Source organism: Candidatus Sodalis pierantonius str. SOPE (assembly GCF_000517405.1).
GTDB classification, from domain to species: Bacteria; Pseudomonadota; Gammaproteobacteria; order Enterobacterales; family Enterobacteriaceae; genus Sodalis_C; species Sodalis_C pierantonii.
The window spans coordinates 1434577-1461026 of the sequence record NZ_CP006568.1; the positions used below are offsets into that span (position 1 = coordinate 1434577).

General features: G+C 55.3%; 17 protein-coding genes and 13 pseudogenes. 10 read left to right on the top strand and 20 right to left on the bottom strand.

The features are described 5' to 3' along the window. Positions 1 to 44: 44 nt before the first annotated feature. From apaH to lptD, 6 genes are all read right to left on the bottom strand, one after another. Positions 45 to 893, bottom strand: a complete 849-nt coding sequence (gene apaH / locus SOPEG_RS07320) for a bis(5'-nucleosyl)-tetraphosphatase (symmetrical) ApaH (protein ID WP_025244856.1) — start codon at positions 891 to 893, stop codon at positions 45 to 47. A 2-nt stretch (positions 894 to 895) separates the two neighbouring features. Continuing rightward, the gene (apaG, locus tag SOPEG_RS07325; RefSeq protein ID WP_025244857.1) at positions 896 to 1273 is read right to left on the bottom strand and encodes a Co2+/Mg2+ efflux protein ApaG; all 378 of its coding nucleotides are present in this window, start codon (positions 1271 to 1273) and stop codon (positions 896 to 898) included. A gap of 13 nt (positions 1274 to 1286) precedes the next feature. Then, positions 1287 to 2105, bottom strand: a complete 819-nt coding sequence (gene rsmA / locus SOPEG_RS07330; RefSeq protein WP_025244858.1) for a 16S rRNA (adenine(1518)-N(6)/adenine(1519)-N(6))-dimethyltransferase RsmA — start codon at positions 2103 to 2105, stop codon at positions 1287 to 1289. Beyond that, complete coding sequence (gene pdxA / locus SOPEG_RS07335) at positions 2098 to 3090, bottom strand: 4-hydroxythreonine-4-phosphate dehydrogenase PdxA (protein WP_025244859.1); 993 nt, start codon at positions 3088 to 3090, stop codon at positions 2098 to 2100. The genes rsmA and pdxA overlap by 8 nt, the downstream gene beginning before the upstream one ends. Beyond that, a complete protein-coding gene (gene surA / locus SOPEG_RS07340) occupies positions 3080 to 4375 on the bottom strand; it encodes a peptidylprolyl isomerase SurA (RefSeq protein ID WP_025244860.1) in 1296 nt (431 codons plus the stop codon). Before surA ends, pdxA begins: the two co-directional genes overlap by 11 nt. Before the next feature lie 65 nt (positions 4376 to 4440). Further along, positions 4441 to 6783, bottom strand: a complete 2343-nt coding sequence (gene lptD / locus SOPEG_RS07345; RefSeq protein WP_025244861.1) for an LPS assembly protein LptD — start codon at positions 6781 to 6783, stop codon at positions 4441 to 4443. Positions 6784 to 6966: 183 nt separating this feature from the next. On the opposite strand from lptD, the gene djlA reads away from it, so the two are divergent. Beyond that, positions 6967 to 7791, top strand: a complete 825-nt coding sequence (djlA, locus tag SOPEG_RS07350) for a co-chaperone DjlA (RefSeq protein ID WP_025244862.1) — start codon at positions 6967 to 6969, stop codon at positions 7789 to 7791. 125 nt (positions 7792 to 7916) lie between these two features. On the opposite strand, the pseudogene SOPEG_RS29245 reads toward djlA, so the two are convergent. Further along, positions 7917 to 8119, bottom strand: a pseudogene (locus SOPEG_RS29245) (bifunctional tRNA pseudouridine(32) synthase/ribosomal large subunit pseudouridine synthase RluA); the annotation flags it as partial. A gap of 71 nt (positions 8120 to 8190) precedes the next feature. On the opposite strand from SOPEG_RS29245, the pseudogene SOPEG_RS07355 reads away from it, so the two are divergent. Then, positions 8191 to 9400: pseudogene (locus tag SOPEG_RS07355) on the top strand (IS256-like element ISSoEn2 family transposase). A 34-nt stretch (positions 9401 to 9434) separates the two neighbouring features. Here SOPEG_RS07355 and SOPEG_RS07360 read toward each other — a convergent pair. After that, positions 9435 to 9659 (bottom strand): annotated as a pseudogene (locus tag SOPEG_RS07360) (pseudouridine synthase); the annotation flags it as partial. 368 nt (positions 9660 to 10027) lie between these two features. Further along, on the bottom strand, positions 10028 to 10951 hold the full coding sequence (locus SOPEG_RS07365) for an IS5-like element ISSoEn1 family transposase (RefSeq protein ID WP_025244865.1): 924 nt from the start codon (positions 10949 to 10951) through the stop codon (positions 10028 to 10030). A 75-nt stretch (positions 10952 to 11026) separates the two neighbouring features. Between SOPEG_RS07365 and SOPEG_RS27245 the strand changes: the two are divergent. The 5 genes and pseudogenes from SOPEG_RS27245 to SOPEG_RS07385 form a co-directional block, all read left to right on the top strand. Next, positions 11027 to 11239: pseudogene (locus SOPEG_RS27245) on the top strand (IS5/IS1182 family transposase); the annotation flags it as partial. Between the two features lie 64 nt (positions 11240 to 11303). Then, entirely contained in the window at positions 11304 to 11495 is a 192-nt protein-coding gene (locus SOPEG_RS24280; protein ID WP_257720381.1) for a DUF3164 family protein, read from the top strand. Positions 11496 to 11611: 116 nt separating this feature from the next. Beyond that, positions 11612 to 13163 (top strand): annotated as a pseudogene (gene istA, locus SOPEG_RS07375) (IS21-like element ISSoEn3 family transposase). Positions 13164 to 13174: 11 nt separating this feature from the next. After that, the gene (istB, locus tag SOPEG_RS07380) at positions 13175 to 13924 is read left to right on the top strand and encodes an IS21-like element ISSoEn3 family helper ATPase IstB (protein ID WP_025244866.1); all 750 of its coding nucleotides are present in this window, start codon (positions 13175 to 13177) and stop codon (positions 13922 to 13924) included. Between the two features lie 181 nt (positions 13925 to 14105). After that, on the top strand, positions 14106 to 14633 hold the full coding sequence (locus SOPEG_RS07385) for a phage repressor protein CI (RefSeq protein ID WP_236851651.1): 528 nt from the start codon (positions 14106 to 14108) through the stop codon (positions 14631 to 14633). Here the strand turns inward: SOPEG_RS07385 and SOPEG_RS07390 are convergent. The 10 genes and pseudogenes from SOPEG_RS07390 to SOPEG_RS07440 all read right to left on the bottom strand — a co-directional run. Further along, positions 14626 to 15747: pseudogene (locus tag SOPEG_RS07390) on the bottom strand (IS256-like element ISSoEn2 family transposase); the annotation flags it as partial. The gene SOPEG_RS07385 and the pseudogene SOPEG_RS07390 overlap by 8 nt on opposite strands. 188 nt (positions 15748 to 15935) lie before the next feature. Next, positions 15936 to 16684 (bottom strand): annotated as a pseudogene (istB, locus tag SOPEG_RS07395) (IS21-like element ISSoEn3 family helper ATPase IstB). A gap of 11 nt (positions 16685 to 16695) precedes the next feature. Next, positions 16696 to 18247 (bottom strand): annotated as a pseudogene (gene istA / locus SOPEG_RS07400) (IS21-like element ISSoEn3 family transposase). A 190-nt stretch (positions 18248 to 18437) separates the two neighbouring features. Beyond that, positions 18438 to 18725 carry a YqjK-like family protein gene (locus SOPEG_RS07405; protein ID WP_025244869.1) on the bottom strand — a complete coding sequence of 96 codons (288 nt, stop codon included), beginning with the start codon at positions 18723 to 18725 and terminating at the stop codon, positions 18438 to 18440. 89 nt (positions 18726 to 18814) lie between these two features. After that, positions 18815 to 19195: pseudogene (locus tag SOPEG_RS07410) on the bottom strand (phage holin family protein); the annotation flags it as partial. A gap of 5 nt (positions 19196 to 19200) precedes the next feature. Next, entirely contained in the window at positions 19201 to 19506 is a 306-nt protein-coding gene (locus tag SOPEG_RS07415) for an ElaB/YgaM/YqjD family protein (RefSeq protein WP_025244871.1), read from the bottom strand. A gap of 428 nt (positions 19507 to 19934) precedes the next feature. Next, the gene (mzrA, locus tag SOPEG_RS07420) at positions 19935 to 20279 is read right to left on the bottom strand and encodes an EnvZ/OmpR regulon moderator MzrA (protein ID WP_038469750.1); all 345 of its coding nucleotides are present in this window, start codon (positions 20277 to 20279) and stop codon (positions 19935 to 19937) included. 26 nt (positions 20280 to 20305) lie between these two features. Further along, positions 20306 to 20977, bottom strand: coding sequence for a DedA family protein (locus SOPEG_RS07425; RefSeq protein WP_025244873.1), 672 nt, complete (start codon positions 20975 to 20977; stop codon positions 20306 to 20308). A gap of 300 nt (positions 20978 to 21277) precedes the next feature. Next, on the bottom strand, positions 21278 to 22201 hold the full coding sequence (locus SOPEG_RS07435) for an IS5 family transposase (RefSeq protein ID WP_025244875.1): 924 nt from the start codon (positions 22199 to 22201) through the stop codon (positions 21278 to 21280). A gap of 47 nt (positions 22202 to 22248) precedes the next feature. Beyond that, positions 22249 to 22446, bottom strand: coding sequence for a hypothetical protein (locus SOPEG_RS07440; RefSeq protein ID WP_025244876.1), 198 nt, complete (start codon positions 22444 to 22446; stop codon positions 22249 to 22251). A gap of 544 nt (positions 22447 to 22990) precedes the next feature. Between SOPEG_RS07440 and SOPEG_RS07445 the strand changes: the two are divergent. From SOPEG_RS07445 to SOPEG_RS07455, 3 pseudogenes are all read left to right on the top strand, one after another. Further along, a pseudogene (locus SOPEG_RS07445) lies at positions 22991 to 23694 on the top strand (DUF969 domain-containing protein). Continuing rightward, positions 23691 to 24580 (top strand): annotated as a pseudogene (locus SOPEG_RS07450) (DUF979 domain-containing protein). The pseudogenes SOPEG_RS07445 and SOPEG_RS07450 overlap by 4 nt, the downstream one beginning before the upstream one ends. 81 nt (positions 24581 to 24661) lie before the next feature. Then, positions 24662 to 25612: pseudogene (locus SOPEG_RS07455) on the top strand (DUF2891 domain-containing protein). A 16-nt stretch (positions 25613 to 25628) separates the two neighbouring features. Here the strand turns inward: SOPEG_RS07455 and exuR are convergent. Then, a pseudogene (exuR, locus tag SOPEG_RS07460) lies at positions 25629 to 26405 on the bottom strand (transcriptional regulator ExuR). Positions 26406 to 26450: the final 45 nt, after the last annotated feature.

A 26450-nucleotide genomic window follows, 5' to 3' on the forward strand; every position in this document is an offset into this window, starting at 1 on the left:
CGGGGTTTAACGGCCAGACACCCGTCAGGCCGCCGGGGTTGGCCTTAAGCGCTGATGGGATTTTCGATGCCGGTCTCGTTTTGCCGGTTGGAGGGCACGCGGGTAAAGGTTTTATCCTCCCAGCGCAGCAGAGTCAGTTCGCGGCCCCAGCAGCAGCCGGTGTCGAGCCCGTAGATATTCACCGGTGTTCCCTGTCCCATTAGCGAAGCCCAGTGGCCGAAAATGATGCTATAGCATTCGGGCACCGGCCCCGGCAGCGCAAACCAGGGCCGCAGCGGCGCCGGCGCTTTCTCCGGTATATCCTTGCAGTTCATTTCCAGCTGGCCGTTGGGAAAGCAGTAGCGCATGCGGGTGAACACGTTGGTACTGAACCGTAAACGCGCCAGACCGCTCAGCTCCGGGCTCCAGTTGTTCGGCATATCGCCGTACATGGCGTCGAGGAACAGCGGATAGCTGTCGCTGCTGAGAACCGCCTCTACCTCCCGTGCGCACTGGCGCGCCGTCGCGAGATCCCACTGCGGCGTGATGCCGGCGTGGGCCATCACCAATTTTTTCTCCTCATCCACCTGTAGCACCGGCTGGCGGCGCAGCCAGTTGATTAATTCATCGGCGTCCGGCGCTTCCAGCAGCGGTGTGATGCGATCTTTCGGCTTATTGCGGCTGATACCGGCATAGACCGCCAGTAAATGCAGATCGTGATTGCCCAGCACCATACGTACGCTATCGCCCAAACTGCGCACCAGACGCAGCACCTCTAGCGAATCGGGGCCGCGCGCGACCAGATCGCCGGTCAGCCACAGGGTGTCCAGCGCCGGATTGAACTCAACCTGCGCCAATATGATTTTCAGCTCATCGAAGCAGCCGTGAATATCACCGATTAAATAAGTCGACATAGTTAGTTTATAAGAGTAGGAATCGCCAGGCGGAAGACGGGGATCGCAACGTGAAACCCTTGTCCCTGATCATCGACCATATCGTAATGGCCCTGCATGGTGCCGAGCGGGGTTTCCAACACCGCACCGCTGGTATATTGAAACTCGCCGCCGGGAAGGATGCGCGGCTTCTCGCCCACCACCCCTTCGCCCTGGACCTCGATCTCCTGGCCGTTGGCGTTGGTGATAAGCCAGTAACGCCCCATCAGCTGCACGGGGTGCCGTCCCAGATTGCGCAGCGTGATGGTATAGGCGAAAACGTAACGATCCTTTTCCGGCTGAGACTGGGTCTCTATGTACATGCTCTGAACCTGAACGCAGACACGGGGCGAGTTTATCATCAAAGCACTCCTGTTAGTCCTGTGAAACGAGGCGCTCCGCCAGCACGTTAGCCAACCGGCAGTAATGCTCAACGCTCAAATTTTCCGCGCGCAGCGTCGCGTCGATACCCTGTTCCGCCAACTGTTGCGCACTGAAAAGGTTGCCCAGACTGTTGCGCAGCGTCTTGCGGCGCTGGTTGAACGCCAGGCTGGTCAACGTGGCCAGTTTACTCAAATCGCGGACCGGGAACGGTAGCGTAGCATAGGGCACCAGCCGCACCACCGCCGAATCCACTTTCGGCGCCGGGCGAAACGAGGTCGGCGGCACTTCCAGTACCGGGATGATGTTGCAGTAGTACTGCGCCATCACACTCAACCGGCCGTAGGCCTTGCTGTTCGGGCCCGCCACCAGCCGGTTGACCACCTCTTTTTGCAGCATAAAGTGCATATCGCGAATGGCATGAGTATAGCTGAAAAGGTGGAACATAAGCGGCGTGGAAATGTTGTAGGGCAGATTGCCGAATACCCGCAGCGGCTGGCCCCGTTCGGCGGACAGCGCGGCGAAATCCACCGTCATCGCGTCCTGCTGTACGATGTTGAGCTTGGACTGCAAAAAAGGATGGCTGGCCAGGCGGGCGGCCAAATCACGGTCAAGCTCGATAATGGTCATGGCGTCGATGCGCTCCGCCACCGGCTCGGTCAGTGCGCCCAGGCCGGGGCCGATTTCCACTATTGCCTGGCCAGGCTCGGGATGAATGGCGGCAACAATAGCATCAATAATTGAGCTATCGTGCAGAAAGTTCTGGCCGAAACGCTTGCGCGCCAGATGCTCCTGATGAACGCGGTTATTCATTACGATGTTTTATCATGTCGATGGCGAGATTAAGCGCCGTTTTGATACTGCCGGCCTCCGCCTGTCCCGATCCGGCCAGCTCCAGGGCGGTGCCGTGATCGACGGAGGTACGAATGAAGGGGAGCCCCAGCGTGATATTGACCGCCCGGCCGAATCCCTGATATTTCAGCACCGGCAGACCCTGATCGTGATACATCGCCAGCACCGCATCCGCCTGCTGTAAATATTTCGGTTGAAATAGGGTATCGGCAGGCAACGGACCGACCAGATTATACCCTTTGGCGCGCAGCGTATCCAGGGCAGGCGTGATCACTTCGATTTCTTCCCGGCCCATATGGCCGCCTTCGCCGGCGTGGGGGTTAAGCCCGCAGACATAGATGCACGGCTGTGCGATACCGAATTGCCACTTGAGATCCTGGACCAAAATCGTAATGACTTCATCCAGGGACTGGCGGGTGATGGCGCCCGGAACCGCCAGCAGCGGCAAGTGGGTGGTGGCGAGCGCGACGCGCAGCGACTCGGTGGCCAACATCATAACGACGCGATCGCAGCCGCTGCGTTCGGCGAAATATTCGGTATGGCCGCTAAACGGCAGGCCGCCGTCGTTAATGATGCCCTTATGCACCGGACCGGTGAGCAGCGCGGCGAACTCGCCGCTGAGGCAGCCGTCGCAGGCGCGGGCCAGGGTCGCTATCACATAATGGCTATTGGCGGCATTGAGTTCACCGGCAGTGACCGGCGCCGGCGCCTCGATGGCCAGCACCGTCAGCTCTCCAGCCTGGCGCGGCGTAGCCGGCTCTTCGGGACGGTAGGGGTGCAGCCGCAGCGGCAGGTTGAGCTGCCGCGCCCGCGCCGTTAACAGCGCCGGATCGGCGCAGATCAACAGCTCGACCGGCCACGCCTGCTGGGCCATTATGGCGACGAGATCGGGACCTATCCCGGTGGGTTCGCCGGGAGTGATGACTATGCGTTGGTTATTGCCCATTGTTGTCGATAATTTTCACATAGGCGGACGCGCGCTGCTCCTGCATCCAGGTTTGCGCCTCTTCGGCGAACTTACGATTGAACAGCAGGCGATAGGCGCGGTTTTTCTGGGCGGCGTCGGTGCGGTCCACCTGACGGGTGTCGATAAGCTGAATCAAATGCCAGCCGAAGGACGAATGCACCGGCGTGCTGATTTCCCCTTTCTTCAGGTGCATCAGCGCATCGCGGAAGGCCGGGTCGAAGGCATCGGCGGAGCTCCAGCCCAGATCGCCGCCCTGATTGGCGGAACCCGGATCCTCGGACAGCTGTTTAGCGGCGGCGCTAAAGCTGATGCGACCGCTCTTGATTTGCGCCGCGATATCCTCAAGCTTGGCGCGAGCCTGCTGATCGGTCATCATCACCGAGGTGCGCAAAAGAATGTGGCGCGCATGTACTTCGGTAACCGCCACTTTCTGATCGCCGCCGCGAATGTCGTTGACTTTCAGGATATGAAAACCGACGCCGGAGCGGATCGGGCCGACAATGCTGCCCTTCTGAGCGCCCTGCAAGCGCGCCGCGAACAGCGACGGCAGCTCTTCAAGTTTCCCCCAGCCCATTTGACCGCCTTTCAGCGCCTGCGGGTCAGCGGAGTAAGTGATTGCCAACTTTCCGAAGTCCGCGCCGCTCTTGCTCTGCTCGACTAAAGAATTGGCCAGCGCTTCCGCTTTATCCACCTGATCCTGGGTCGGGTTTTCTGGCAGCGGAATCAGAATATGGCTGAGATTAAATTCCGCGCCGTTGCCGGTTTGGGCGGCGATCTGCTGCGCCAGCGAGTCCACTTCCTGCGGCAAAATATTCACACGGCGACGAACTTCGCCGTTGCGCACTTTGGCTATAAGCATCTCTTTGCGGATTTGCGCCCGGTAGGTGTTGTAGTCCATGCCGTCATAGACCAGGCGGCTGCGCAACTGATCGAGGGTCATGTGGTTCTGGGCGGCGATATTGCCGATGGCCTGATCCAGCTGCTCGTCGCTGATGGTGATGTTGGCGCGCTGGGCCAGCTGCAAAATAATGTTATCCATAATCAGCCGGTCGAGGATCTGGCGGCGCAGCGTCGCGTCGTCCAGCAGTTGTTGATTGGCTTCCTGCGCGCCGCGTTTCACCGTGGTCAGCATGTTGTTCACATCACTTTCCAGGACGACGCCGTTGTCCACTACGGCGGCAACTTTATCCACGACCTGCGGGGCGGCGAGGGCGCCTTGGGCGCACAGGGCGAGGCCGAGGATAAATGTTTTCCAGTTTTTCATGACTTTTCCATATATATCAGCCGCATACGCGGATTAAGTTCAATGTTTGCGTCGAGACTGCAGCATTAAAACGCCCGCTGATAGGGGAGAATGCCGGATCCCAACATCTTATCCGTACCCAGGCCATAATTGCTGCTCAAATCGCGCAGTTCAATATTAAACGACACTTTGTTGTCGTACTGGCTGGAACTGTCGGTATTGTTCCAACCGATGATCTTCCGCTCATAGCCCACATTGATAGCCCAGCAGCAGGTGTTGTATTGCAGGCCGACCAATTGATCCGCCGGCTGGTTGGCCTTGGTATCGTAATAATACGCGCCGACCAGCGACCAGTGGTCAACCAGTGGCCAACTGCCGGTGACCCCCACCTGCGAAATGCCCTGTTGATAGCCGGGATGGCTAATGTCGGACAGCATCTGCTCAATATATTGCGGGCTGGCGTAACGGTAGTTCAGCTGCAGGATGCGGTTCTCGTCGCGCCGGTACTCCAGCACCGCATCGCCCAGCGCAACGCTGTTCAAACGGGAGTCATACTGCAGGCCGCCGCGGACCCCCCACTGATTGCTGATACGCCAGTAGCTATCTCCCGCCCAAACCACGCTGCCGGTATTATCATAATTATCCCAGGTACCGGTGATATCACCGGTACGGGGCCACGAGAAGTAGTAGATTTGACCCACGGAGGCGTTAAATCGTTCCACGCGCTGATCGTCATAAATTCGGGTGGTCACGCCGCCCGCCAGTTGGTTGGCGGACGAAATACGGTCGAGGCCGCTGTAGGTGCGATCGCGGAACAGGCCGGAGTAGTCGGTTTGCAGGATAGTGGAGTCGTAAACGCCGATATCGTTCTGATTGCGATAGGGGACATACAGGTATTGCAGCCGCGGCTCCAGCGTCTGGGTGTAATCGGGCGCGTAATCCATATCGCGCTCGAAAACCATCTTGCCGTCGGTTTTAAACTGCGGCATAACCCGGTTGACCGAGCCCTTCAGGTGACGGCCGGTGGTGGTATTCTCGTTGTAATAATCGATATTTTCCTGCTGATAGTGTGTGGCTATCAGCTTGACTTCGGTATTCAGACTGCCCCAGAGGTTGGCCAGCGGCAGGTTGAGCGTGGGCTCAATATGCAGCCGGGTGGCTTCGGGATAATCGTTGTTGACGTTGGTAAATTTGGCCGTCTGGCTGAATACCTTGAGGTCAAAGGGACCGATGTCGTTTTTATAGTAGGTCAAGTCGAACTGGGGCGCGGCGCGGTAAGCGTCGCTGCTATTGGTGTCAAACACCTGGAACTGCTTGTACGACAGGGCGGAATCCCAGTTTTCATCGGCATAGCCGAAGCTGAATTTTTGCGTGGCGTAGCCGTCGGTGGTACTGCCGTACTTGGAATCCAGATCGTCGAAATAGTTGGAATCGCTGACTTTGGTATAGTCGACGTTGAAACGCCACACCTGATCCATGACGCCGTTATGATGCCAATAGAGCAGCCAGCGGTCGCTATCGCCATCGCTGGCGTGTTCGCTGCTGTAAACGCGATCTTTGGGTAGCCAGTCGAATTCCACCAGCCCTTCGCCCGGGGTCGTCAGGTAGCGGAACTCGGTCTGGATCTGGGTGCCGCGTTTACTCATGTAATTCGGCGTGATAGTGGCGTCGTAATTGGGCGCCAGGTTCAGGTAGTAGGGCGCGCTGAACTCGAAGCCGTTGTTACTGCCGTATTTGGCATTGGGGATAAGGAAACCGGAGCGGCGCTTGTCGCCCACCGGCATTTGCAAATATGGACTGTAGAAGACCGGCACCTTACCGATTTTAAAGCGCGCGTTCCAAATCTCGGCGACTTGCTCCTCGCGGTCGTGGATCACCTCCGAACCGACCACGCTCCAGCTGTCGTCCCCCGGCAGGCAGGAGGTAAAACTGCCGTTTTCCAATACCGTGTAGCGGTTATCGCCGCGCTGTTTCATGGTATCGGCGTCGCCGCGGCCCTGCCGGCCCACCATCTGGTAATTACCCTGATAGACGTCGGTATCTTTGGTGTTGAGATTAGACCAGGCTTTGGGGCCCTGCAGTTTGATCTCATTGCTGGCATAATTGACATTGCCGGTGGCGGTAACGGTACGCAGCGGAGCCTGGTTTTGCTCCTGGCGCTGCGTGAGCTGCACTTCATCGGCGGTGAGCGTGCTGTTGCCTTGTTCAATATCCACGTTGCCGCTAAATAGCGCATGTTCGGGATAATTCGCCGCGGCTTTATCGGCCTGTATATACACCGGCAGCGCGTTGGGGTCGCCATTGACAAGAGGTTTGGTATAGGCCGGCACGCCTAACAGGCATTGATCCGCCAGATCGGCCAGCGCCTGCTGGCTATAAAGAGCGGACCCGATAAGGCTGGCCAGCAGTGTGGGTAAACGTTTTTTCATAAGCGTTTTTCAGGTGTTCCGTCATCCAGGGCTTATCGTGGCAAACGGTCAGAGACTATATCACTCATAAGCGTTGCGCCAGTGTTAAATCCTGCCGTTTCGCCGCGCACCGTTAGGTTTAGCGTTAAATGACAGGTATGATAAAGCAATTTTGTACCGACGGCATGATGAATTGAGGAGTATATGCGTTATTGGGGTAAGCTGTTGGGCGTTATTGTGGCGATTTGGTCGGGCGGCGGTTTTTGGGTCATCGTACTGGGCCTGCTGATTGGCCATATGGTGGATAAGGTGCGGGGCGCCCGCGTGACCGGTCCCGGCTATTTTTCCGATCAACAAACCCGGCAAAACGTTTTTTTCCGCACCACTTTCCAGGTGATGGGCCATTTGACCAAGTCCAAAGGGCGGGTCACCGAGGCGGACATCGTAAACGCCAATCGGTTGATGACGCGGATGCAGCTGAATGATGCGCTTAAAAGCGCCGCACAGGAGGCGTTCCGCGAAGGGAAAGATAGCGATTTCCCGCTGCGCGGCCGGCTGCGCGAGTTTCGCCAGGTCTGCTTTGGCCGTTTCGATCTTATCCGCATGTTTTTGGAAATCCAAATCCAGGCGGCCTTCGCGGATGGTTCGCTGCACCCCAACGAGCGGCAGGTGCTGTACGTCATCGCCGAAGAGCTGGGCATCAGCCGCGGCCAGTTTGATCAGTTCCTCAGCATGATGGAGGGCGGCGCGCAGTTCGGCGGTCAGCATGAGTCTTACCAGGGCAGCTACCGCCAGCCGGGGCGGGCGCAGGGACCGACTCTGGAGGACGCCTGCAAAGTGCTCGGCGTCAGTCCCCAGGACGATGGCCCGACGATTAAGCGCGCCTACCGCAAGCTGATGAGCGAGCATCATCCCGACAAGCTGGTGGCGAAAGGGCTGCCGCCGGAAATGATGGAAATGGCCAAACAGAAAACGCAAGCGATCCAGCAGGCCTATGATCTCTTAAAGCGGGAAAAGGGCTTTCGCTAAGCGGTAAATGACGCTCAGGGCTAACCGCCGGGCGCAGGCCGCGCCCGGGTGGGCGGGGCAAGGCACGCCGAGGTTCGGTATGTCGTGCCGCGCGTTCGCCGCAGCGGCAAAGCAAGAGCGGCGGTTTAGAAATCTGCCTCGCGATGGAAATGAATCGGCGAGCCGTAATGGGGATGGGTGATGGCCAGGGTTTGGGCGTGAAACAATAGCCGCGGCGCCATGGCTTTGGCCGCACGCGGGCGCTATGATCGGGATCGCGGGATAGCACCTCAAAGTGGGTCAGCGCCGCTTTACCGGTGTCAAAGCAGACCTTTTGCCGCGGCCGGTGAGCCTGTTTAGAAATTTGTGTATTTGCCTGATTTTGATATGTTCAATCCAACATCAAAAACAGGTTAATTTATGGACGAAAAACAGTTGCAGGCTCTGGCTAACGAACTGGCCAAAAATCTCAAAACCCCTGAAGATCTCAGTTACTTCGATCGGCTGCTGAAAAAAATCAGCGTCGAAGCAGCTCTCAATGCCGAAATGACCCATCACCTCGGCTACGATAAAAATCAGCCTAAACCGGGGACCAACGCCCGCAACGGCTATTCCACAAAAACCGTTACCACTGGCGATGGCCCGCTGGCGCTGCGTACTCCGCGCGATCGTGACGGTTCCTTTGAACTGCAACTGGTGAAGAAGAACCAGACCCGGATTACCGGGATGGATAACCAGATTTTATCGTTGTACGCCAAAGGGATGACCACCCGCGAGATCGCCGCCGCGTTCAAAGAGCTGTATGACGCCGATGTCTCGCCGGCGCTGGTCTCAAAGGTCACCGATGCGGTCATGGAGCAGGTTGTTGAATGGCAAAACCGGCCTCTGGATGCAGTCTATCCCATTGTTTATCTTGACTGTATCGTTCTAAAAGTCCGGCAGGACAGCCGCATCATCAACAAATCTGTGTTCCTGGCGCTGGGCATCAACATCGAAGGCCAGAAAGAGTTGCTAGGTATGTGGCTGGCCGAATAATGAAGGCGCAAAGTTCTGGCTGAACGTGCTGACAGAGCTGAAAAACCGCGGCCTGAACGATATCCTTATCGCCTGCGTAGACGGGCTGAAAGGTTTCCCTGACGCTATTAACGCGGTGTATCCGGAGGCGCGGCTCCAGCTGTGTATCGTGCATATGGTGCGCAACAGCCTGCGGTTCGTCTCCTGGAAGGACTACAAGGCCGTCACCCGCGACCTGAAAGCTATCTATCAGGCCCCTACGGAAGAAGCCGGCTTGCAGGCGCTGGAAGCGTTCTCCAGTGCCTGGGACATCCGCTACCTGCAAATAAGTCGAAGCTGGCAGGCAAACTGGGCCAATCTGGCCACGTTCTTTGCCTACCCAACGGACATCCGCAAGGTGATCTACACGACCAACGCCATCGAGTCGTTAAACAGCGTGATCCGGCATGCCATCAAAAAGCGCAAGGTGTTCCCGACCGACGACGCAGTGAAAAAGGTGGTGTGGCTGGCGATACAGGCGGCCTCACAGAAATGGACAATGCCTTTGAGGGACTGGCGCATGGCAATGAGCCGCTTTATTATCGAGTTCGGTGACCGCCTGGACGGTCACTTCTGAGAAAAGGCATTTACACAGAATCGTGTACAGGGTCCGGCCGGTACGGCCAGTCGCAGATAAGCGGCAAATCGACGTCGCCTTCATCGCGCGCGGGATGCCCCCACACCCGGGCGATATAGGTTTTGCGCGGCTCGCGCTCGCGAAACTGGCGTTTCGGTTCGCGCTCCGCGGCCTTGGTCAGCGCCACCACCAGCACGCCGCTGGTGGCCATATCCAGACGATGCACCGATTCCGCCTGCGGGAAATCCGCCTGTATCCTGTGGGTTAGCAATCATTTCTGGACTCTCAAGGGGAACGTCGGATTAGCCGGAAGCCCTTTTCTGGCGAGGCTCACAACGATTTTAAGGATTCTGGACTCGTCGTAAAAAAATGAGCGGAAAATGAGTTTTTTGCACTATATTCTGGACTGGATTGGTCGTGATTTGAGTAAGTTTGAAAGCCGTTTAAACAGTTTTCTATTAACAATTTCGTTGCTAAATACACCCAATGTATTTATATTTTGTCTATTTAAACGGCTCTTTTGCTATAGCTTGTTAAGGTTTCTTCTCCTGCCTCATTTCTGCCATCAAGGCGCTTTGTTGAATAAATCCGAAATTTGTGACGACTTCCTCCCTATCAGGGCGATTGTTACATGATGCGGACGCTGTTTGGCATTCCTAACAGTGTGATCCGGTTAAGTGCTTTAACCATTGCCATTGCCTCACCTACCTGCGCGTCATAGTCATGCAGACTCAGATGACCACCCAGAAGTGTTTTAAACCGGAACATGGCCGTTTCAGCCAGTGAACGCCGGTGATAACCTACTTTCTTTTTCCAGGTATCGTTATTGCCCCTCAGATGCTGATTTGCCACCGCATGGTTACGCTCATGGTATCGAGCTGGCCAATATTGCGCACCACTTCGCGGTGGGATAAGCGGCTTTATTTTTTTCCTCAGCAGAGCATCATGACAGTAACGCGTATCGTAAGCACTGTCAGCCGACGCTTCCCTTATTTTCCGGTGGGTTTGGTTAATCAGCCCGGGCAGCGCCTGCGCATCTGTCGTACCGCTTAGCGATAAATCGGCACAGATAATTTCATGTGTCGCGCTATCTACTGCCAGATGAAGCTTGCGCCATACTCTGCGCCTCTCAGCCCCATGCTGCCTGACTTTCCATTCGCCTTCGCCGAAGACTTTCAGGCCGGTGCCATCGATGACCAGGTGTGAGATTTCGCCGCGGGTTGGCGTTTTTATGCTGATGTCGACGGTTTTTGCTCGCCGGCTGACCAGAGAGTAATCTGGGCAGCGCAGCGACAGCCCCATCAGTTTAAAAATCGCGTCAACGAAACCCTGTAACGCCCGGAGCGAAAGGTTAAACACGCGCTTTATCATCAGAACCGTGGTAATGGCCATATCGGTGTAGTGAAGCGGCCGGCCACGATGTTCAGGTGGTGTACTCTCAGTCCATGCAGCAATGGCTGACTCATCAAGCCATACTGTCAGGTCCCCCCGCTGCCTGAGCGCATTGTTGTATGCGGGCCAGTTGGTGATTTTAAACTTTTGCTTTGCCATGGGGACCTGATGTTGAAACGAATGTAGTGATCAGAGCCGCCAGTCACCTAAAAGTTCGATTTATTCAACAAAGCCCATCTGAGCGGCAATAACGATACCTGGAAAAAGAAAGTAGGTTATCACCGGCGTTCACTGGCTGAAACGGCCATGTTCCGGTTTAAAACACTTCTGGGTGGTCATCTGAGTCTGCATGACTATGACGCGCAGGTAGGTGAGGCTATGGCAATGGTCAAAGCGCTTAACCGGATCACGCTGTTAGGAATGCCAAACAGCGTCCGCATCATGTAACAATCGCCCTGATAGGGAGGAAGTCGTCACAAATTTCGGATTTATTCAACAAAGCGCCCGTATTCTGCAATTACGTCGCCATGATATCACCGACCCGCGCTGGTTGCGGGCGATGGATGCGCTGGCGGAAGCGGTGCAGGTGGTGAGCAGCAAGAGCTACATTCGCCTTTATGAACGTATCGACGAGACCGGGCAATATCGGCCGCTGTCACTGGATATTGCAGGGGTGCTGGTTCCGGTCACATCCGATCACTGATTCCGATTTCACCCGATCACTGATTCCGGTCGCCCGATCAGCGATTCCGATTCTGTCCGATCGCTCATCTTCTGTTCCGCCATACTCTGGAGACTTTTAGCTTCCGGGGGCATGGCATGGCACGTAAAAAGAAGAAAGCGAGAACGGAAATGTGCATCTATATTAATGTATTACGTATGAAATTCGAGCAGCGTCGCTCGAATCGCACTATCGCAGCAGCGCTCGGCATAGGCTGTACTACCGTGCACGATATCCTCGGCCGATTCACGGTAGCTAACCTGGTCTGGCCATTGCCGGCGGAACTGTCCCCCGTCGACCTCGACCGCCTGCTCTATCCCGGCAAATCCGGAAAAGTTATCAATACCTTACCCAGCTGGCTTGATATCGATACCGAGTTAAGCCGCAAGGGCATGACCAAGCAGCTGCTCTGGATGGAATATCAGTCCGCCGTGGGCGGTGATGCCCTCGGTTACTCACAGTTTTGTGCACTGTTCCGTGACTGGAACAAAGAAGCAGCGGCGTTCCATGCGCATGGAGCACAAGGCTGGTGAAAAGCTCTTCATCAATTTCTGTGGCCCCACCGTACCTATCGTCAACCCTACGACCGGTAGCGTACGCCAGGTCGCTATCTTCGTCGCTGCCATGGGCGTGTCAGGCTATGCGTATATCGAAGCCTGCGAAGGCCAGGACATGGCATCGTGGCTCAACGCCAATAGCCGCTGCCTGCACTTCATGGGTGGGGTTCCGGAGCTGATGATACCTGATAATCTGCGCAGCGCTGTCAGCACCCCTGACCGCTATGAGCCGGTCATAAACCAGAGCTACCAGGCGCTGGCAAATCACTATGAGACAGTGGTGCTACCGGCGCGCCCGAGAAAACCGAAAGACAAGGCGAAGGCAGAATCAACTGTGCAGCTGGTAGAACGCTGGGTTTTGGCCCGGTTGCGTAAACGTAGGTTCTACTCGCTGGCCGAACTCAACCAGGTGATACGAGAACTCAATCATGAGTTGAATCTGCGCCCGATGCGTCATTACGGCGGACAAAGTCGCCTTGAACGCTTCGAGCAGCTGGACAAACCGGCTCTTGGGCCTCTACCGCCCACACAATGGGAATACAGTGAGTATCTCGTTGCCCGAGTGGGACCTGATTACCACATAGACTACGGCAAAAACTGGTACTCGGTGCCGCATCCGCTGGTTGGCGAGCGCGTTGACGTCATCGCCACCCAACGGCTGGTGCAAATCCACCATAAGGGCGTCTGCGTGGCTACGCACCCTCGCAGCGATAACGCCTATAGGCACACGACTCAGGCGGCGCACATGCCGGCTAACCATAAGGGGCAGAGTCAGTGGACGCCGGAAAGGCTGTGCAGTTGGGCGCTGTCGGTGGGTGTGTGCACACTGAAAGTGGTCGAGTCCATCCAGAAGAGCAAAGCCCATCCGGAGCAGGCTTACCTCTCCGTGCTGGGGCTACTCAATCTGCAACGGCGCTATGAGACGACGCGACTGGAGAAGGCCTGCGCGCTGGCGTTGGAAAAAGGGTGCATTAACCGCTCTTTCATAGCCAACGTATTGAAACACGGTCGTGAAAGTGAGGTCACCCAGGACGGAGCAGGCGTATCAATGCTGGTTCACGAAAACCTCCGAGGTCCGGACGGTTATCACTAAGGAGAATAAATATGGATACACTGTTAATGGCTCTGCGAGAGCTGAAGTTGTCGGCAATGGTCCAGGCGTTGGAGACGCAACGCGAACTCCCGGGGAGTTATGGGGAGCTGGGGTTCGAGGAGCGGTTGTCGCTGATGGTAGAAGCGGAAAATTTACATAGAAAAAACAACCACATATGCCGTCTGCGACGGCAATCGCAAATGCGCTTGCAGGCAAAACCGGAAGATATCCGCTATATCCCTAGCCGAGGAGTGACACCGGAACAGATGCGAGATCTGCTAGGGGGACAATATCTGAAATATCAGAAAAGCATACTCATCACGGGGCCGACAGGTACGGGCAAAACCTGGTTCAGTTGTGCGCTTGGTGAGCAGGCATGCCGGCAGCAATATAGCGTGCGTTACTGGCGAGTGGGTCGGTTTCTGGCCCATCTTCACCAGTGTCAGGTAGACGGGACCTATCTAAAACAGCTTAAGCAGTTAGAAAAAATAGAGTTACTGATCTTGGACGACGTGGGCCTAGAATCAATAAGTCCGATGCAGGCAACGATGCTGTTGGAGGTGATGGAAGATCGCTACGACAAAAGCAGCAGCATCCTGATCAGTCAACTGCCGGTGAAAAAATGGTATGGACTGATAGAAAACCCCACGACAGCTGACGCGTTACTCGATCGGTTAGTACACCCCAGCTATAGACTGGAACTTAAAGGCGAATCACTATGCAAAGAGAAAGGAGTAGCCAGCACAGGAAAAATAGACTAAACCCGAGTCAGAAGATGAGCGAACACGTGATCGAATATCACTGGAATGGGTGATCGGAAAATATCGGAATAACTGATCGGATGTCGCCGGAACAGCTGATCGGATACGTCGGAAGCTGCAGTATCTTTGCGGAAACCATGCCATGTTAAGTATAAATTTTAAAGCGGGAGGCGGTGCAGTCTTGGACAGAATTATCCAAGCCTATGGTTTTGATACTAAAATTGAGTATTGTAAGCATCTCGGTATCACGGCCAGCAATCTTTCAATGTGCTATAAAAAAGATTTATACCCTTCTGATTTAGTGGTCAAATGCCTGGCGGATACGGGCGTCCGTCTGGAATGGCTCACCGGCGGTCAGGGAGATATGTTTGCCGGTCCGAACGCGCGCAATCAAAGTCAGCAACAAACACTCGAAGTCCCGGCAAGTAAACTTATCAAGGGTGAAATCTATGATGCAGGCACATTTTACCTTGATATTGGTTGGTTTAAACCCGATCGTGATATCCCCGTCCGGCCCGGCGTACTGTTGGAAGGTAGCAAACGCTTTATCGTCGATTATCAGTTCAGTGACGTTAGCGACGGCCGGTGGTTAACGGAAATTGAAGGCCGCCTTCTGATACGGGACCTGTTCCGCATCCCGGTCGGACGGGTTAAAGTCTGCGGGGGGGGGGAGAGAGGCCTTTTGGACCCTGTACACGATTCTGTGTAAATGCCTGTATCGCCAGCCACACCACCTTTTTCACTGCGTCGTCGGTCGGGAACACCTTGCGCTTTTTGATGGCATGCCGGATCACGCTGTTTAACGACTCGATGGCGTTGGTCGTGTAGATCACCTTGCGGATGTCCGTTGGATAGGCAAAGAACGTGGCCAGATTGGCCCAGTTTGCCTGCCAGCTTCGACTTATTTGCGGGTAGCGGATGTCCCAGGCACTGGAGAACGCTTCCAGCGCCTGCAAGCCGGCTTCTTCCGTAGGGGCCTGATAGATAGCTTTCAGGTCGCGGGTGACGGCCTTGTAGTCCTTCCAGGAGACGAACCGCAGGCTGTTGCGCACCATATGTACGATACACAGCTGGAGCCGCGCCTCCGGATACACCGCGTTAATAGCGTCAGGGAAACCTTTCAGCCCGTCTACGCAGGCGATAAGGATATCGTTCAGGCCGCGGTTTTTCAGCTCTGTCAGCACGTTCAGCCAGAACTTTGCGCCTTCATTTTCGGTCAGCCACATACCTAGCAACTCTTTCTGGCCTTCGATGTTGATGCCCAGCGCCAGGAACACAGATTTGTTGATGATGCAGCTGTCCTGCCGGACTTTTAGAACGATACAGTCAAGATAAACAATGGGATAGACTGCATCCAGAGGCCGGTTTTGCCATTCGACAACCTGCTCCATGACCGCATCGGTGACCTTTGAGACCAGCGCCGGCGAGACATCGGCGTCATACAGCTCTTTGAACGCGGCGGCGATCTCGCGGGTGGTCATCCCTTTGGCGTACAACGATAAAATCTGGTTATCCATCCCGGTAATCCGGGTCTGGTTCTTCTTCACCAGTTGCGGTTCAAAGGAACCGTCACGATCGCGCGGAGTACGCAGCGCCAGCGGGCCATCGCCAGTGGTAACGGTTTTTGTGGAATAGCCGTTGCGGGCGTTGGTCCCCGGTTTAGGCTGATTTTTATCGTAGCCGAGGTGATGGGTCATTTCGGCATTGAGAGCTGCTTCGACGCTAATTTTTTTCAGCAGCCGATCGAAGTGACTGAGATCTTCAGGGGTTTTGAGATTTTTGGCCAGTTCGTTAGCCAGAGCCTGCAACTGTTTTTCGTCCATAAATTAACCTGTTTTTGATGTTGGATTGAACATATCAAAATCAGGCAAATACACAAATCTCTAAACAGGCTCGATTCCGACGTATCCGATCAGCTGTTCCGGCGACATCCGATCAGTTATTCCGATATTTTCCGATCACCCATTCCAGTGATATTCGATCACGTGTTTGCTCATCTTCTGACTCGGGTTTAGTCTATTTTTCCTGTGCTGGCTACTCCTTGCTCTTTGCGTAGTGATTCGCCTTTAAGTTCCAGTCTATAGCTGGGGTGTACTAATCGATCGAGTAACGCGTCAGCTGTCGTGGGGTTTTCTATCAGTCCATACCATTTTTTCACCGGCAGTTGACTGATCAGGATGCTGCTGCTTTTGTCGTAGCGATCTTCCATCACCTCCAACAGCATCGTTGCCTGCATCGAACTTATTGATTCTAGGCCCACGTCGTCCAAGATCAGTAACTCTATTTTTTCTAACTGCTTAAGCTGTTTTAGATAGGTCCCGTCTACCTGACACTGGTGAAGATGGGCCAGCAACCGATCCACTCGCCAGTAACGCACGCTATATTGCTGCCGGCATGCCTGCTCACCAAGCGCACAACTGAGCCAGGTTTTGCCCGTACCTGTCGGCCCCGTGATGAGTATGCTTTTCTGATATTTCAGATATTGTCCCCCTAGCAGATCTCGCATCTGTTCCGGTGTCACTCCTCGGCTAGGGATATAACGGATATCTTCCGGTTTTGCCTGCAAGCGCATTTGCGATTGCCGTCGCATACGCATATGTGATTGTTTTTTCTATGAAAACATTCCGATTCTACCATCAACGACAACCGCTCCTCGAACCCCAGCTCCCCATAACTCCCCGGGAGTTCGCGTTGCGTCTCCAACGCCTGGACCATTGCCGACAACTTCAGCTCTCGCAGAGTCATTAACAGTGTATCCATATTTATTCTCCTTAGTGATAACTGTCCGGACCTCGGAGGTTTTCGTGAACCAGCATTGATACGCCGGCTCCGTCCTGGGTGACCTCACTTTCACGACCGTGTTTCAATACGTTGGCTATGAAAGAGCGGTTAATGCACACTTTCTCCAACGTCAGCGCGCAGGCCTTCTCCAGTCGCGTCGTCTCATAGCGCCGTTGCAGATTGAGTAGCCCCAGCACGGAGCGGTAAGCCTGCTCCGGATGGGCTTTGCTCTTTTGGATGGACTCGACCACTTTCAGTGTGCACACACCCACCGACAGCGCCCAACTGCACAGCCTTTCCGGCGTCCACTGACTCTGCCCCTTATGGTTAGCCGGCATGTGCGCCGCCTGAGTCGTGTGCCTATAGGCATTATCGCTGCGAGGGTGCGTAGCCACGCAGACGCCCTTATGGTGGATTTGCACCAGCCGTTGGGTGGCGATGACGTCAACGCGCTCGCCAACCAGCGGATGCGGCACCGAGTACCAGTTTTTGCCGTAGTCTATGTGGTAATCAGGTCCCACTCGGGCAACGAGATACTCACTGTATTCCCATTGTGTGGGCGGTAGAGGCCCAAGAGCCGGTTTGTCCAGCTGCTCGAAGCGTTCAAGGCGACTTTGTCCGCCGTAATGACGCATCGGGCGCAGATTCAACTCATGATTGAGTTCTCGTATCACCTGGTTGAGTTCGGCCAGCGAGTAGAACCTACGTTTACGCAACCGGGCCAAAACCCAGCGTTCTACCAGCTGCACAGTTGATTCTGCCTTCGCCTTGTCTTTCGGTTTTCTCGGGCGCGCCGGTAGCACCACTGTCTCATAGTGATTTGCCAGCGCCTGGTAGCTCTGGTTTATGACCGGCTCATAGCGGTCAGGGGTGCTGACAGCGCTGCGCAGATTATCAGGTATCATCAGCTCCGGAACCCCACCCATGAAGTGCAGGCAGCGGCTATTGGCGTTGAGCCACGATGCCATGTTCCTGGCCTTCGCAGGCTTCGATATACGCATAGCCTGACACGCCCATGGCAGCGACGAAGATAGCGACCTGGCGTACGCTACCGGTCGCAGGGTTGACGATAGGTACGGTGGGGCCACAGAAGTCGATGAAGAGCTTTTCGCCAGCCTTGTGCTCCATGCGCATGGAACGCCGCTGCTTCTTTTTCCAGTCACGGAACAGTGCACAAAACTGTGAGTAACCGAGGGCATCACCGCCCACGGCGGACTGATATTCCATCCAGAGCAGCTGCTTGGTCATGCCCTTGCGGCTTAACTCGGTATCGATATCAAGCCAGCTGGGTAAGGTATTGATAACTTTTCCGGATTTGCCGGGATAGAGCAGGCGGTCGAGGTCGACGGGGGACAGTTCCGCCGGCAATGGCCAGACCAGGTTAGCTACCGTGAATCGGCCGAGGATATCGTGCACGGTAGTACAGCCTATGCCGAGCGCTGCTGCGATAGTGCGATTCGAGCGACGCTGCTCGAATTTCATACGTAATACATTAATATAGATGCACATTTCCGTTCTCGCTTTCTTCTTTTTACGTGCCATGCCATGCCCTCGGAAGCTAAAAGTCTCCAGAGTATGGCGGAACAGAAGATGAGCGATCGGACAGAATCGGAATCGCTGATCGGGCGACCGGAATCAGTGATCGGATGAAATCAGAATTAGTGATCGGGTGAAATCGGAATCAGTGATCGGATGTGACCGGAACCAGCACGCCCCTCGATTCGGGTGAAGGCTAGCGGGTTTCCAGCGCCTTACGCACCATTTTGACCGCGCCCAAGATGCCAATGCCTCGTTTCGCCCAGCGCATAAGTCGGCTGGGGTGACGAACGTTGTACAGCGCCAATAGACTGGTGCCCGCAATCAGATAGCGGCGGAAACTTAACAGACGCATCCAGCGCCGATCCCAAGGGGCGGTGACGAGCTGCCACCGGCGACTTTGCACGCCCAGCGCCCGGCGCTGTTGCTGGATTTGGTGCAGCAACAGCAGCTTTTTGGCGTGTTTCGGCTTGGGTTCGCTCATTTTGCCTCCGCAATCCTGTCGCGCTGCTTACTTTTTACCTCTTCCTCGTGCTTGCGTTCGACTTCTTCGTTTTTAATTTCATCCTGAAGCTTTTCAAGAATATTACGATCCACCTGCAACTCCTCGCGCGTTGCGCCAAGTAACGAGGATTTCCGCGCTTTAGCTAAGGTCACCACCGCGCCGACGATCGCCAGCAGCAGTATGCCGGTCGTGGAGGCGATCGCCGTCAGGCGGTATTGCGGATCGATGGCCAGGACCACCAGTACCAGCAGACTCATCAGACCAAACGCGGCAAACAGCAGCGTGATACCGGCCATCATCAGCATCTGGATGATATTGAATTTTTCCTCCTCCAGCTCCACTACGGCCAGGCGCAGTCGGGTCTCTATCATACCGACGACAATAGTAAGGATTCGCTGGGCGATATTGAATAAGCCATTACCAGGGCCCTGGTTTTGCTGTTCGATCATAATGATTAGCGCCGTGTAATAAGTGCACCGAGGATAAAGCCGACCACGGCGCCAACGCCAATGCCCGCCCAAGGATATTCGTGTACGTATTCATCTGCCTTACTGGCCACTACGCGGGTTTGCTCCGCCAGACGCTCGCCGCCATCGCCAAGACGGCTGCGGGTATCCTTGAGCGCGCGCTCCGCTTTAGTACGCAGTTTTTCAAACTCGGCTTTGGGTTTTTGCGCGGAACCACGCAACACTTCTTCCAGCGTATCCGCCAGTGATTTCAATTCCGCACGTAAATGTTCAGAAGTGGCATCTTTGACCATGGTTAGACTCCTTCAAGGCTTTGGCATCGGGGGCGGGGGTGAAAAAAAGCCCGCGTCCACCCGACCAACCATTAATTATTTTTAACCCTGCTACGCCCTGAGCCGTGTTGCCCGCCGGCGCTGATAGCGCCGATGAAACCTCCCGGCGTCATGAGCCAGGCATGAAGCGCGGCCTGTAGCGGCGTACCGCGGGGTGAGAGGTCATTGCACCGGGTGCGTTGAATCCGGGTCGTCATGCTAAAAGCCAGAAGGGCTTCTGATGTTTAGCGCTTAAGGTAAGCGTAGCCCCGGATCCGCTAAACCGCAAAAAAGTGGTAACAATTTCTTAGGGTTAATCCGGTTAAAGACAAGGCCGCCTGACGGCGGCAGTGGGCAGAGGGTCGGCGAGCGCGCCTGCTTGGCAAGGACGGCACGCCGAAGCGGCGGGGTTAACCCAGACGCTCCTCATCGGCGGCAGGACGGTATAGCCACTGCCAGGCGCTGTAGCGGCGGCTTTTCAGTATCGCATAGCCCTCGGGCAGGTGACTTTGCAGCACCAATTGCGCTGCCTGCGCTTGTTCCGGGGTGTCCAGATGAATAATCATACTGTCCTTGGCGGGGGTAATGCTTTTCACGCGGATACCGCGATCCTCAAGCAACTGATAGAGAAAAAAACCGTCCGGCAGCGAACCGCGTTCGCGGGCAACGGTGATTTGCAGCGTGTTGTCGTCGCGGCACAGCGTCAGCGACACCAGCACCGCCACCGCCAGCAAACCGAGGCGGGAGCGTTTCATAAGGCCAAAACAACCTGACACTTTCATCATTCTTTATCCGAATCGGTAAGCCGTTTACGGCGCCAGATGACCACCAGCGAACTCACCAGCCCGATAGTCAACAGCGCCAGCGGCAGCAGCATCAGGCACAGCATCAATTCCTCTTCATAGCGCTGAAACACCGGCGTTTTCCCGAGGATGAACCCGACGAGCGTTAAGATAAACACCCATAGAAAGGCGCTGATCCAATTAAAAAAATGAAAACGCGAACTGCCTAGGCCGGACAAACCGGCGATAGTCGGCAGCAGCGTTCGCACAAACGTGACGAACCGGCCGATAAGCAAAGCCGAAAGCCCATGGCGATGAAACATCCGGTAGGCCCGCTGATGATAGTGCGCTGGAAGATGCGCCAGCCAGCTCTTCACCAGCCGGTTATTTTCCAGCCATTTCCCCTGTATGTAACTAATCCAACTGCCCAAGCTGGCGGCGACGGTCAGAAGCAGCAGCACGAGAGGAAAATTCAGCGTCCCTTTTGCAATCAGCACGCCGATTAATATCAATAAACTGTCGCCGGGTAAAAAGGCGGCGGGCAGTAGGCCGTTTTCCAAAAAAAGGATGACAAACACCAGCAAATAAATGGTCCAAACCAGGCTGGGATCGGAAAGTGTTTCAAAATCCTGTTGCCAGAGGGCGTGCAACAGTTCCTTAAAGATATCCATTGTGTATTCTCAACCATTGACGGTATGTCATCTACTGCCCGCCGCCGAACCGGAACAGAGGAAGCGAACCCGCGGCGTTGGCTTCGGAACGCACGCTTACGCGCCTATCAACCGCGAACGGCAAGGCAAACGCTGCTCTATCCGCGCCGGCGAAACCCGTCCCTGCGTCTGAAGCGAGAGAAAAACCGCGCGCGAAACGGCGGCTGGCGAACCGGCTAAAGTGTAAAAAAATCATCCACACTGTCGCTTTGTTGAATAAATCCGAAATTTGTGACGACTTCCTCCCTATCAGGGCGATTGTTACATGATGCGGACGCTGTTTGGCATTCCTAACAGTGTGATCCGGTTAAGTGCTTTAACCATTGCCATTGCCTCACCTACCTGCGCGTCATAGTCATGCAGACTCAGATGACCACCCAGAAGTGTTTTAAACCGGAACATGGCCGTTTCAGCCAGTGAACGCCGGTGATAACTTACTTTCTTTTTCCAGGTATCGTTATTGCCGCTCAGATGCTGATTTGCCACCGCATGGTTACGCTCATAGTATCGAGCTGGCCAATATTGCGCACCACTTCGCGGTGGGATAAGCGGCTTTATTTTTTTCCTCAGCAGAGCATCATGACAGTAACGCGTATCGTAAGCACTGTCAGCCGACGCTTCCCTGATTTTCCGGTGGGTTTGGTTAATCAGCCCGGGCAGCGCCTGCGCATCTGTCGTACCGCTTAGCGATAAATCGGCACAGATAATTTCATGTGTCACGCTATCTACTGCCAGATGAAGCTTGCGCCATACTCTGCGCCTCTCAGCCCCATGCTGCCTGACTTTCCATTCGCCTTCGCCGAAGACTTTCAGGCCGGTGCCATCGATGACCAGGTGTGAGATTTCGCCGCGGGTTGGCGTTTTTATGCTGATGTCGACGGTTTTTGCTCGCCGGCTGACCAGAGAGTAATCTGGGCAGCGCTGCGACAGCCCCATCAGTTTAAAAATTAAGTCAACGAAACCCTGTAACGCCCGGAGCGAAAGGTTAAACACGCGCTTTATCATCAGAACCGTGGTAATGGCCATATCGGTGTAGTGAAGCGGCCGGCCACGATGTTCAGGTGGTGTACTCTCAGTCCATGCAGCAATGGCTGACTCATCAAGCCATACTGTCAGATCCCCCCGCTGCCTGAGCGCATTGTTGTATGCGGGCCAGTTGGTAATTTTAAACTTTTGCTTTGCCATGGGGACCTGATGTTGAAACAAATGTAGTGATCAGAGCCGCCAGTCACCTAAAAGTTCGATTTATTCAACAAAGCCTCACACTGTAACAAAACCAACTCCATTGAGACAGTGAAATATAGCCGAAAATGCCCCGCGATGGGCGCTTTTAAGGGGAAAAATAGGCCCTGCGCCGTCAGTTTTACATCGGCTGACATAAAATCACGCTTACTGACTTTATCCGCCCGCGCCGCCGCCTTGCGCTGCAAAATAGCGCCGGCTAAGCCTTAATGACGAGCAGCGGCGGCACCCCTCATCGGGCGTGAAAACGCGTCTAAGGCGGCGACCGGCGCGACAGGAACAGCGTTGAGGGTGGCGAAGAGCGTTGCCAAACAGAAGAGATCGCGTTAGCCGGCAAAAAGGTCTGGTCGGAAAGCCTGCAAAAAAAAGGCAATTTGCCGCGCCATACGGTAATAAAACAGCATAAAAAACCAGCGGTAAAGATATTTATGCCGGCCGACTTCTTTGCATAGTAGATAATTAACGCCGTAGCTATCTTGCGCGCGTGCGGTAATCCCTTACGTGCAGCGATGATAATTCCCCGCTTCGCTTCTCGTCAGGCCGATTATGCGCCGTCGCGGGTGCGTACTTTTTATTCTGTTAAAAAATGATCGGTAATTAAATATTCCAAATTCTTTGGAAATAGCTTAGAAAGGAGTTTACCCATTGTTCGGACTGGCCAGCGGAAGGCTATTCCTTAAGCCTTCAATCACTCGGGTGAAGGCCATTCTCATCATTTTTTGGGGTATCATTATGTGGCCTTTAATAGGCATCGTTATCGTTATTTTCGGCTTTGCGCTACGTTTCAATCCTCTGGTGGTCGTAACGCTTGCGGGCTTTATCACCGGGCTGACCAGCGGCCTGGATTTGCCTGCGGTAATAAGCGATTTTGGTACCGCCTATGTGCAAAATCGTTATATGGCGCTTATCTTGCTGGCGCTGCCGGTCATCGGGCTGCTGGAGCGCAACGGACTGCGCGAGCAGGCGCAGTGCCTGGTGACGCGCATCCACTCCGCGTCGCTGTCGCGCATTCTGATTCTCTATATGCTGATGCGGCAGTTAACCGCCGCGCTGGGCTTGACCGCGCTCGGCGGCCATGCACAAATGGTGCGGCTACTGATAACCCCCATGGCCGAAGGGGCGCGCGTAAACGGTTGGGGGATTTACCCCAGGCGGAGCGTGAAAAAATCCGTGCGCACTGTGCGGCGGTAGATAATATCGGCGTATTCTTCGGCGAAGACATATTTATCGCCATCGGCTCGATCTTATTGATGAAAGGATTTATGGAGCAAAACGGTTATATTATCGAGCCGCTGCATTTTGCCGTCTGGGCCATTCCCACCGCCTTTTTTGCGTTTATCATTCATAGCTGCCGCGTGGCATTTTACCAGCGCGCGCTTATTCGGCGCTATGCCGCGCAGAACAAAACGCGGGCAGCAGGGGAGTATAAAGGATGACAATTCTGGATGCGCTTTATTTGCTGGTGGGCATCATGTTTGCCGCCACGGCTATAATCAACTTGCGTGATAGTTCTAACCCAAAACGTTGGAAAAGCGCCGGCTTTTGGGGCATTAATGCGATTATTTTCATTTTCGGCAGTTATTTGCCGGCGCTGGCAAATGATCTGTTGGTGATAGTCATGGTGCTGCTCGCGGGGCTCGGTGGATTGGGCCGCAGCAAGCAACCCGAGGCGTCTGTTGAACAGCGGGAAGTGCGCGCCAGTCGTTTTGGCAACCGATAGTTCATTCCGGCGTTGCTGATCCCCGCCGGCTCCTCCACCCTGGCCGCGCTGGGCCTGGGTATTATCGTCGTGTCCTTCGTCGCGCTGATGATGTTGCGTGAGACGCCCGCCAGCGCGATGAACGAAGGCCGGCGGCTGCTGGACGCCATCGGCTGGGCCAGCGTCCTGCCGCAAATGCTGGCGGCGCTGGGGGGAATTTTCGCCCTGGCCGGGGTGGGTAAGCTGGTGGTGGGGCTGATTACCGATGTCATCCCGCTAGGACTGCCCATCGTCGCGGTCGCCGCCTACTGCATCGGCATGGCGCTGTTCACCATTATTATGGGCAACACCTTTGCGGCATTTCCCATCATGACCGCCGGCATCGGTTTACCCATTATCGTCGGCCATATGGGCGGCAATCCGGCTATCATGTCCGCCATCGGCATGTTGGCGGGATTTTGCGGTACGCTAATGACTCCTATGGCGGCCAATTTTAATATTGTTCCCGCCGCACTGCTGGAGCTTTCCGGCCAGCATGAGTCATCAAGGTGCAATTTCATACCGCCATCTTATTGTTAATCATCAATATTATTTTAATGTCGATACTGGTGTTCCGTTTTTGATTCGGTGAAGAGAATAAGGAAAAGTAAATGACTACCCTGCAAAGCGACGCGTTTCTATTGGACGGCGAACGGGCCGCGGCTATGGCGCGCATCGCTCTGGGACATGTGGAACGCGAATATCCCAACCACATCATGCACAATTTACAGGACGAACGGGACATCAACGGACCGCGCGCCCTGCATCCGGTTTTTTTCGGCAGCTACGACTGGCACTCCTGCGTACATAGCTATTGGCTGCTCGCGCGCATTGTCAACCGCTTTCCCCAGCTTGCGGAGGCGGAAGCGGCCCGCGCGCTGTTTGCCCGCCGCCTTACGCCCGAGGCGATAGCGCAAGAACTGGCCTATTTTACCTAGCCTAACCGCGGCAGCTTCGAGCGTCCCTACGGATGGGCCTGGCTGTTAAAACTGGTGGCTGAGTTTGGCGCCGGTCACGAAGATCGTCTCAGCCGCTACGCCGAGGCGCTGGCGCCGCTGGCGGATCACATGGTGACGAGTTTCAAAAAATTCTGGCCGCTGCAAACCTACCCCATCCGCACCGGCATGCACTTTAACAGCGCCTTTGCCAGCGTGCTGGCGCTGGATTACGCGCAAGGCAGCCAGGATGCGACGCTGGTCGAAGGCGGGAAGCGCTGGTTCGGCGGCGATCGCGCCTGTCAGGCGTGGGAGCCGGCGGGAGATGAATTTTTATCGCCGACGCTGATAGAAGCGGTCTATATGTCGCGCTGTCTCTCGGCTACGGCGTTTAGCGCCTGGTGGCAGGCGTTCTTGCCACAGCTTGACGCGCAACAGCCACTGTTCCACCCGGTTTTCGTCAGCGATCGCTTTGACAGCAAGATTGCCCATCTCGACGGCTTGAACCTCAGCTGCGCCTGGTGCTGGCGCACCCTCGCCCGGCAGTTGGGAACGGCGCCGGATCATGGGCTACAGCAGGTGGCCGCGGCGCATCTACACGCCGCGCTGGCGCATTTGGACACCAACTATATGGGCGCCCACTGGCTGGCCACCTACGCTCTGCTAACCTTCGAGGCCTGAGGCGGCGGCGCGCCGGTTATTTTACCCCGGTAGTCACGGTGTCCAGGTGCACCACGGGGTTGTCGCTGAACATATAGCGGTCAACGCTGGATTCAAAATCGTCGGTGGTGGCGTGGAACAGCATCTGCTTGGTGTTTTCCAAATGTTGCCACATCGCCAGTTTGGCCGCGTAGGGATCCTTGCGGATCAGCGCATTGAGAATTTGGTCGTGCTCTTCGCACCAGCTTTCTATCGCTTTATCGTCGATATGCTCGTGCAGCTTGATCCAATAAGGGTTATGCACCCGCTGGGTCCACATTTGTTCAACGATGGACGCCATCGCGCTGTTGCCGGTGGCCAGCGCCACCTGAACGTGGAATTTCAGGTCCCATTACGAATCGCGAAATCTGTCTTCCTGGCGCGCATTCTCCTGGATTTCCATCAGCAGGATAATGTCCTGTTTGAACACCTGGGTCGCCGCGAACTCGGCAATATTACTTTCGATAAGCTGCCGCGCTTGTAGCATCTCAAACGGGCCGGGCGTGGCGGCCTGAATTTCGCCGGCGGGCAACACCACATGCTTTTGCTGATTGGCGATGACATGGATACCCGAGCCTTTGCGCACTTCCACGTAACCTTCCACCTCCAGCATGATAATCGCTTCCCGCACCACCGTGCGGCTGACGTTCATCTCCTCGGCGATATAGCGTTCCGCCGGCAGCTTCTTGCCGACCGGATAGATACCGGATTCGATGCACCGTTTCAGTTCGGCCGCCAGTTGCTGGTATAATCTGCGGGTCTCAGTGGGTTCCATTTTGCATGCTCTTCACAATACAGAGAAAGGGTGGCGCTGACGTTT

Coding starts and splice junctions, on each gene's coding strand:
- apaH (WP_025244856.1), bottom strand. CDS start 893: ATGTCGACTTATTTAATCGGTGATATTCACGGCTGCTTCGATGAGCTG.
- apaG (WP_025244857.1), bottom strand. CDS start 1,273: ATGATAAACTCGCCCCGTGTCTGCGTTCAGGTTCAGAGCATGTACATA.
- rsmA (WP_025244858.1), bottom strand. CDS start 2,105: ATGAATAACCGCGTTCATCAGGAGCATCTGGCGCGCAAGCGTTTCGGC.
- pdxA (WP_025244859.1), bottom strand. CDS start 3,090: ATGGGCAATAACCAACGCATAGTCATCACTCCCGGCGAACCCACCGGG.
- surA (WP_025244860.1), bottom strand. CDS start 4,375: ATGAAAAACTGGAAAACATTTATCCTCGGCCTCGCCCTGTGCGCCCAA.
- lptD (WP_025244861.1), bottom strand. CDS start 6,783: ATGAAAAAACGTTTACCCACACTGCTGGCCAGCCTTATCGGGTCCGCT.
- djlA (WP_025244862.1), top strand. CDS start 6,967: ATGCGTTATTGGGGTAAGCTGTTGGGCGTTATTGTGGCGATTTGGTCG.
- SOPEG_RS07365 (WP_025244865.1), bottom strand. CDS start 10,951: ATGGCAAAGCAAAAGTTTAAAATCACCAACTGGCCCGCATACAACAAT.
- istB (WP_025244866.1), top strand. CDS start 13,175: ATGGATACACTGTTAATGGCTCTGCGAGAGCTGAAGTTGTCGGCAATG.
- SOPEG_RS07405 (WP_025244869.1), bottom strand. CDS start 18,725: ATGAGCGAACCCAAGCCGAAACACGCCAAAAAGCTGCTGTTGCTGCAC.
- SOPEG_RS07415 (WP_025244871.1), bottom strand. CDS start 19,506: ATGGTCAAAGATGCCACTTCTGAACATTTACGTGCGGAATTGAAATCA.
- mzrA (WP_038469750.1), bottom strand. CDS start 20,279: ATGAAACGCTCCCGCCTCGGTTTGCTGGCGGTGGCGGTGCTGGTGTCG.
- SOPEG_RS07425 (WP_025244873.1), bottom strand. CDS start 20,977: ATGGATATCTTTAAGGAACTGTTGCACGCCCTCTGGCAACAGGATTTT.
- SOPEG_RS07435 (WP_025244875.1), bottom strand. CDS start 22,201: ATGGCAAAGCAAAAGTTTAAAATTACCAACTGGCCCGCATACAACAAT.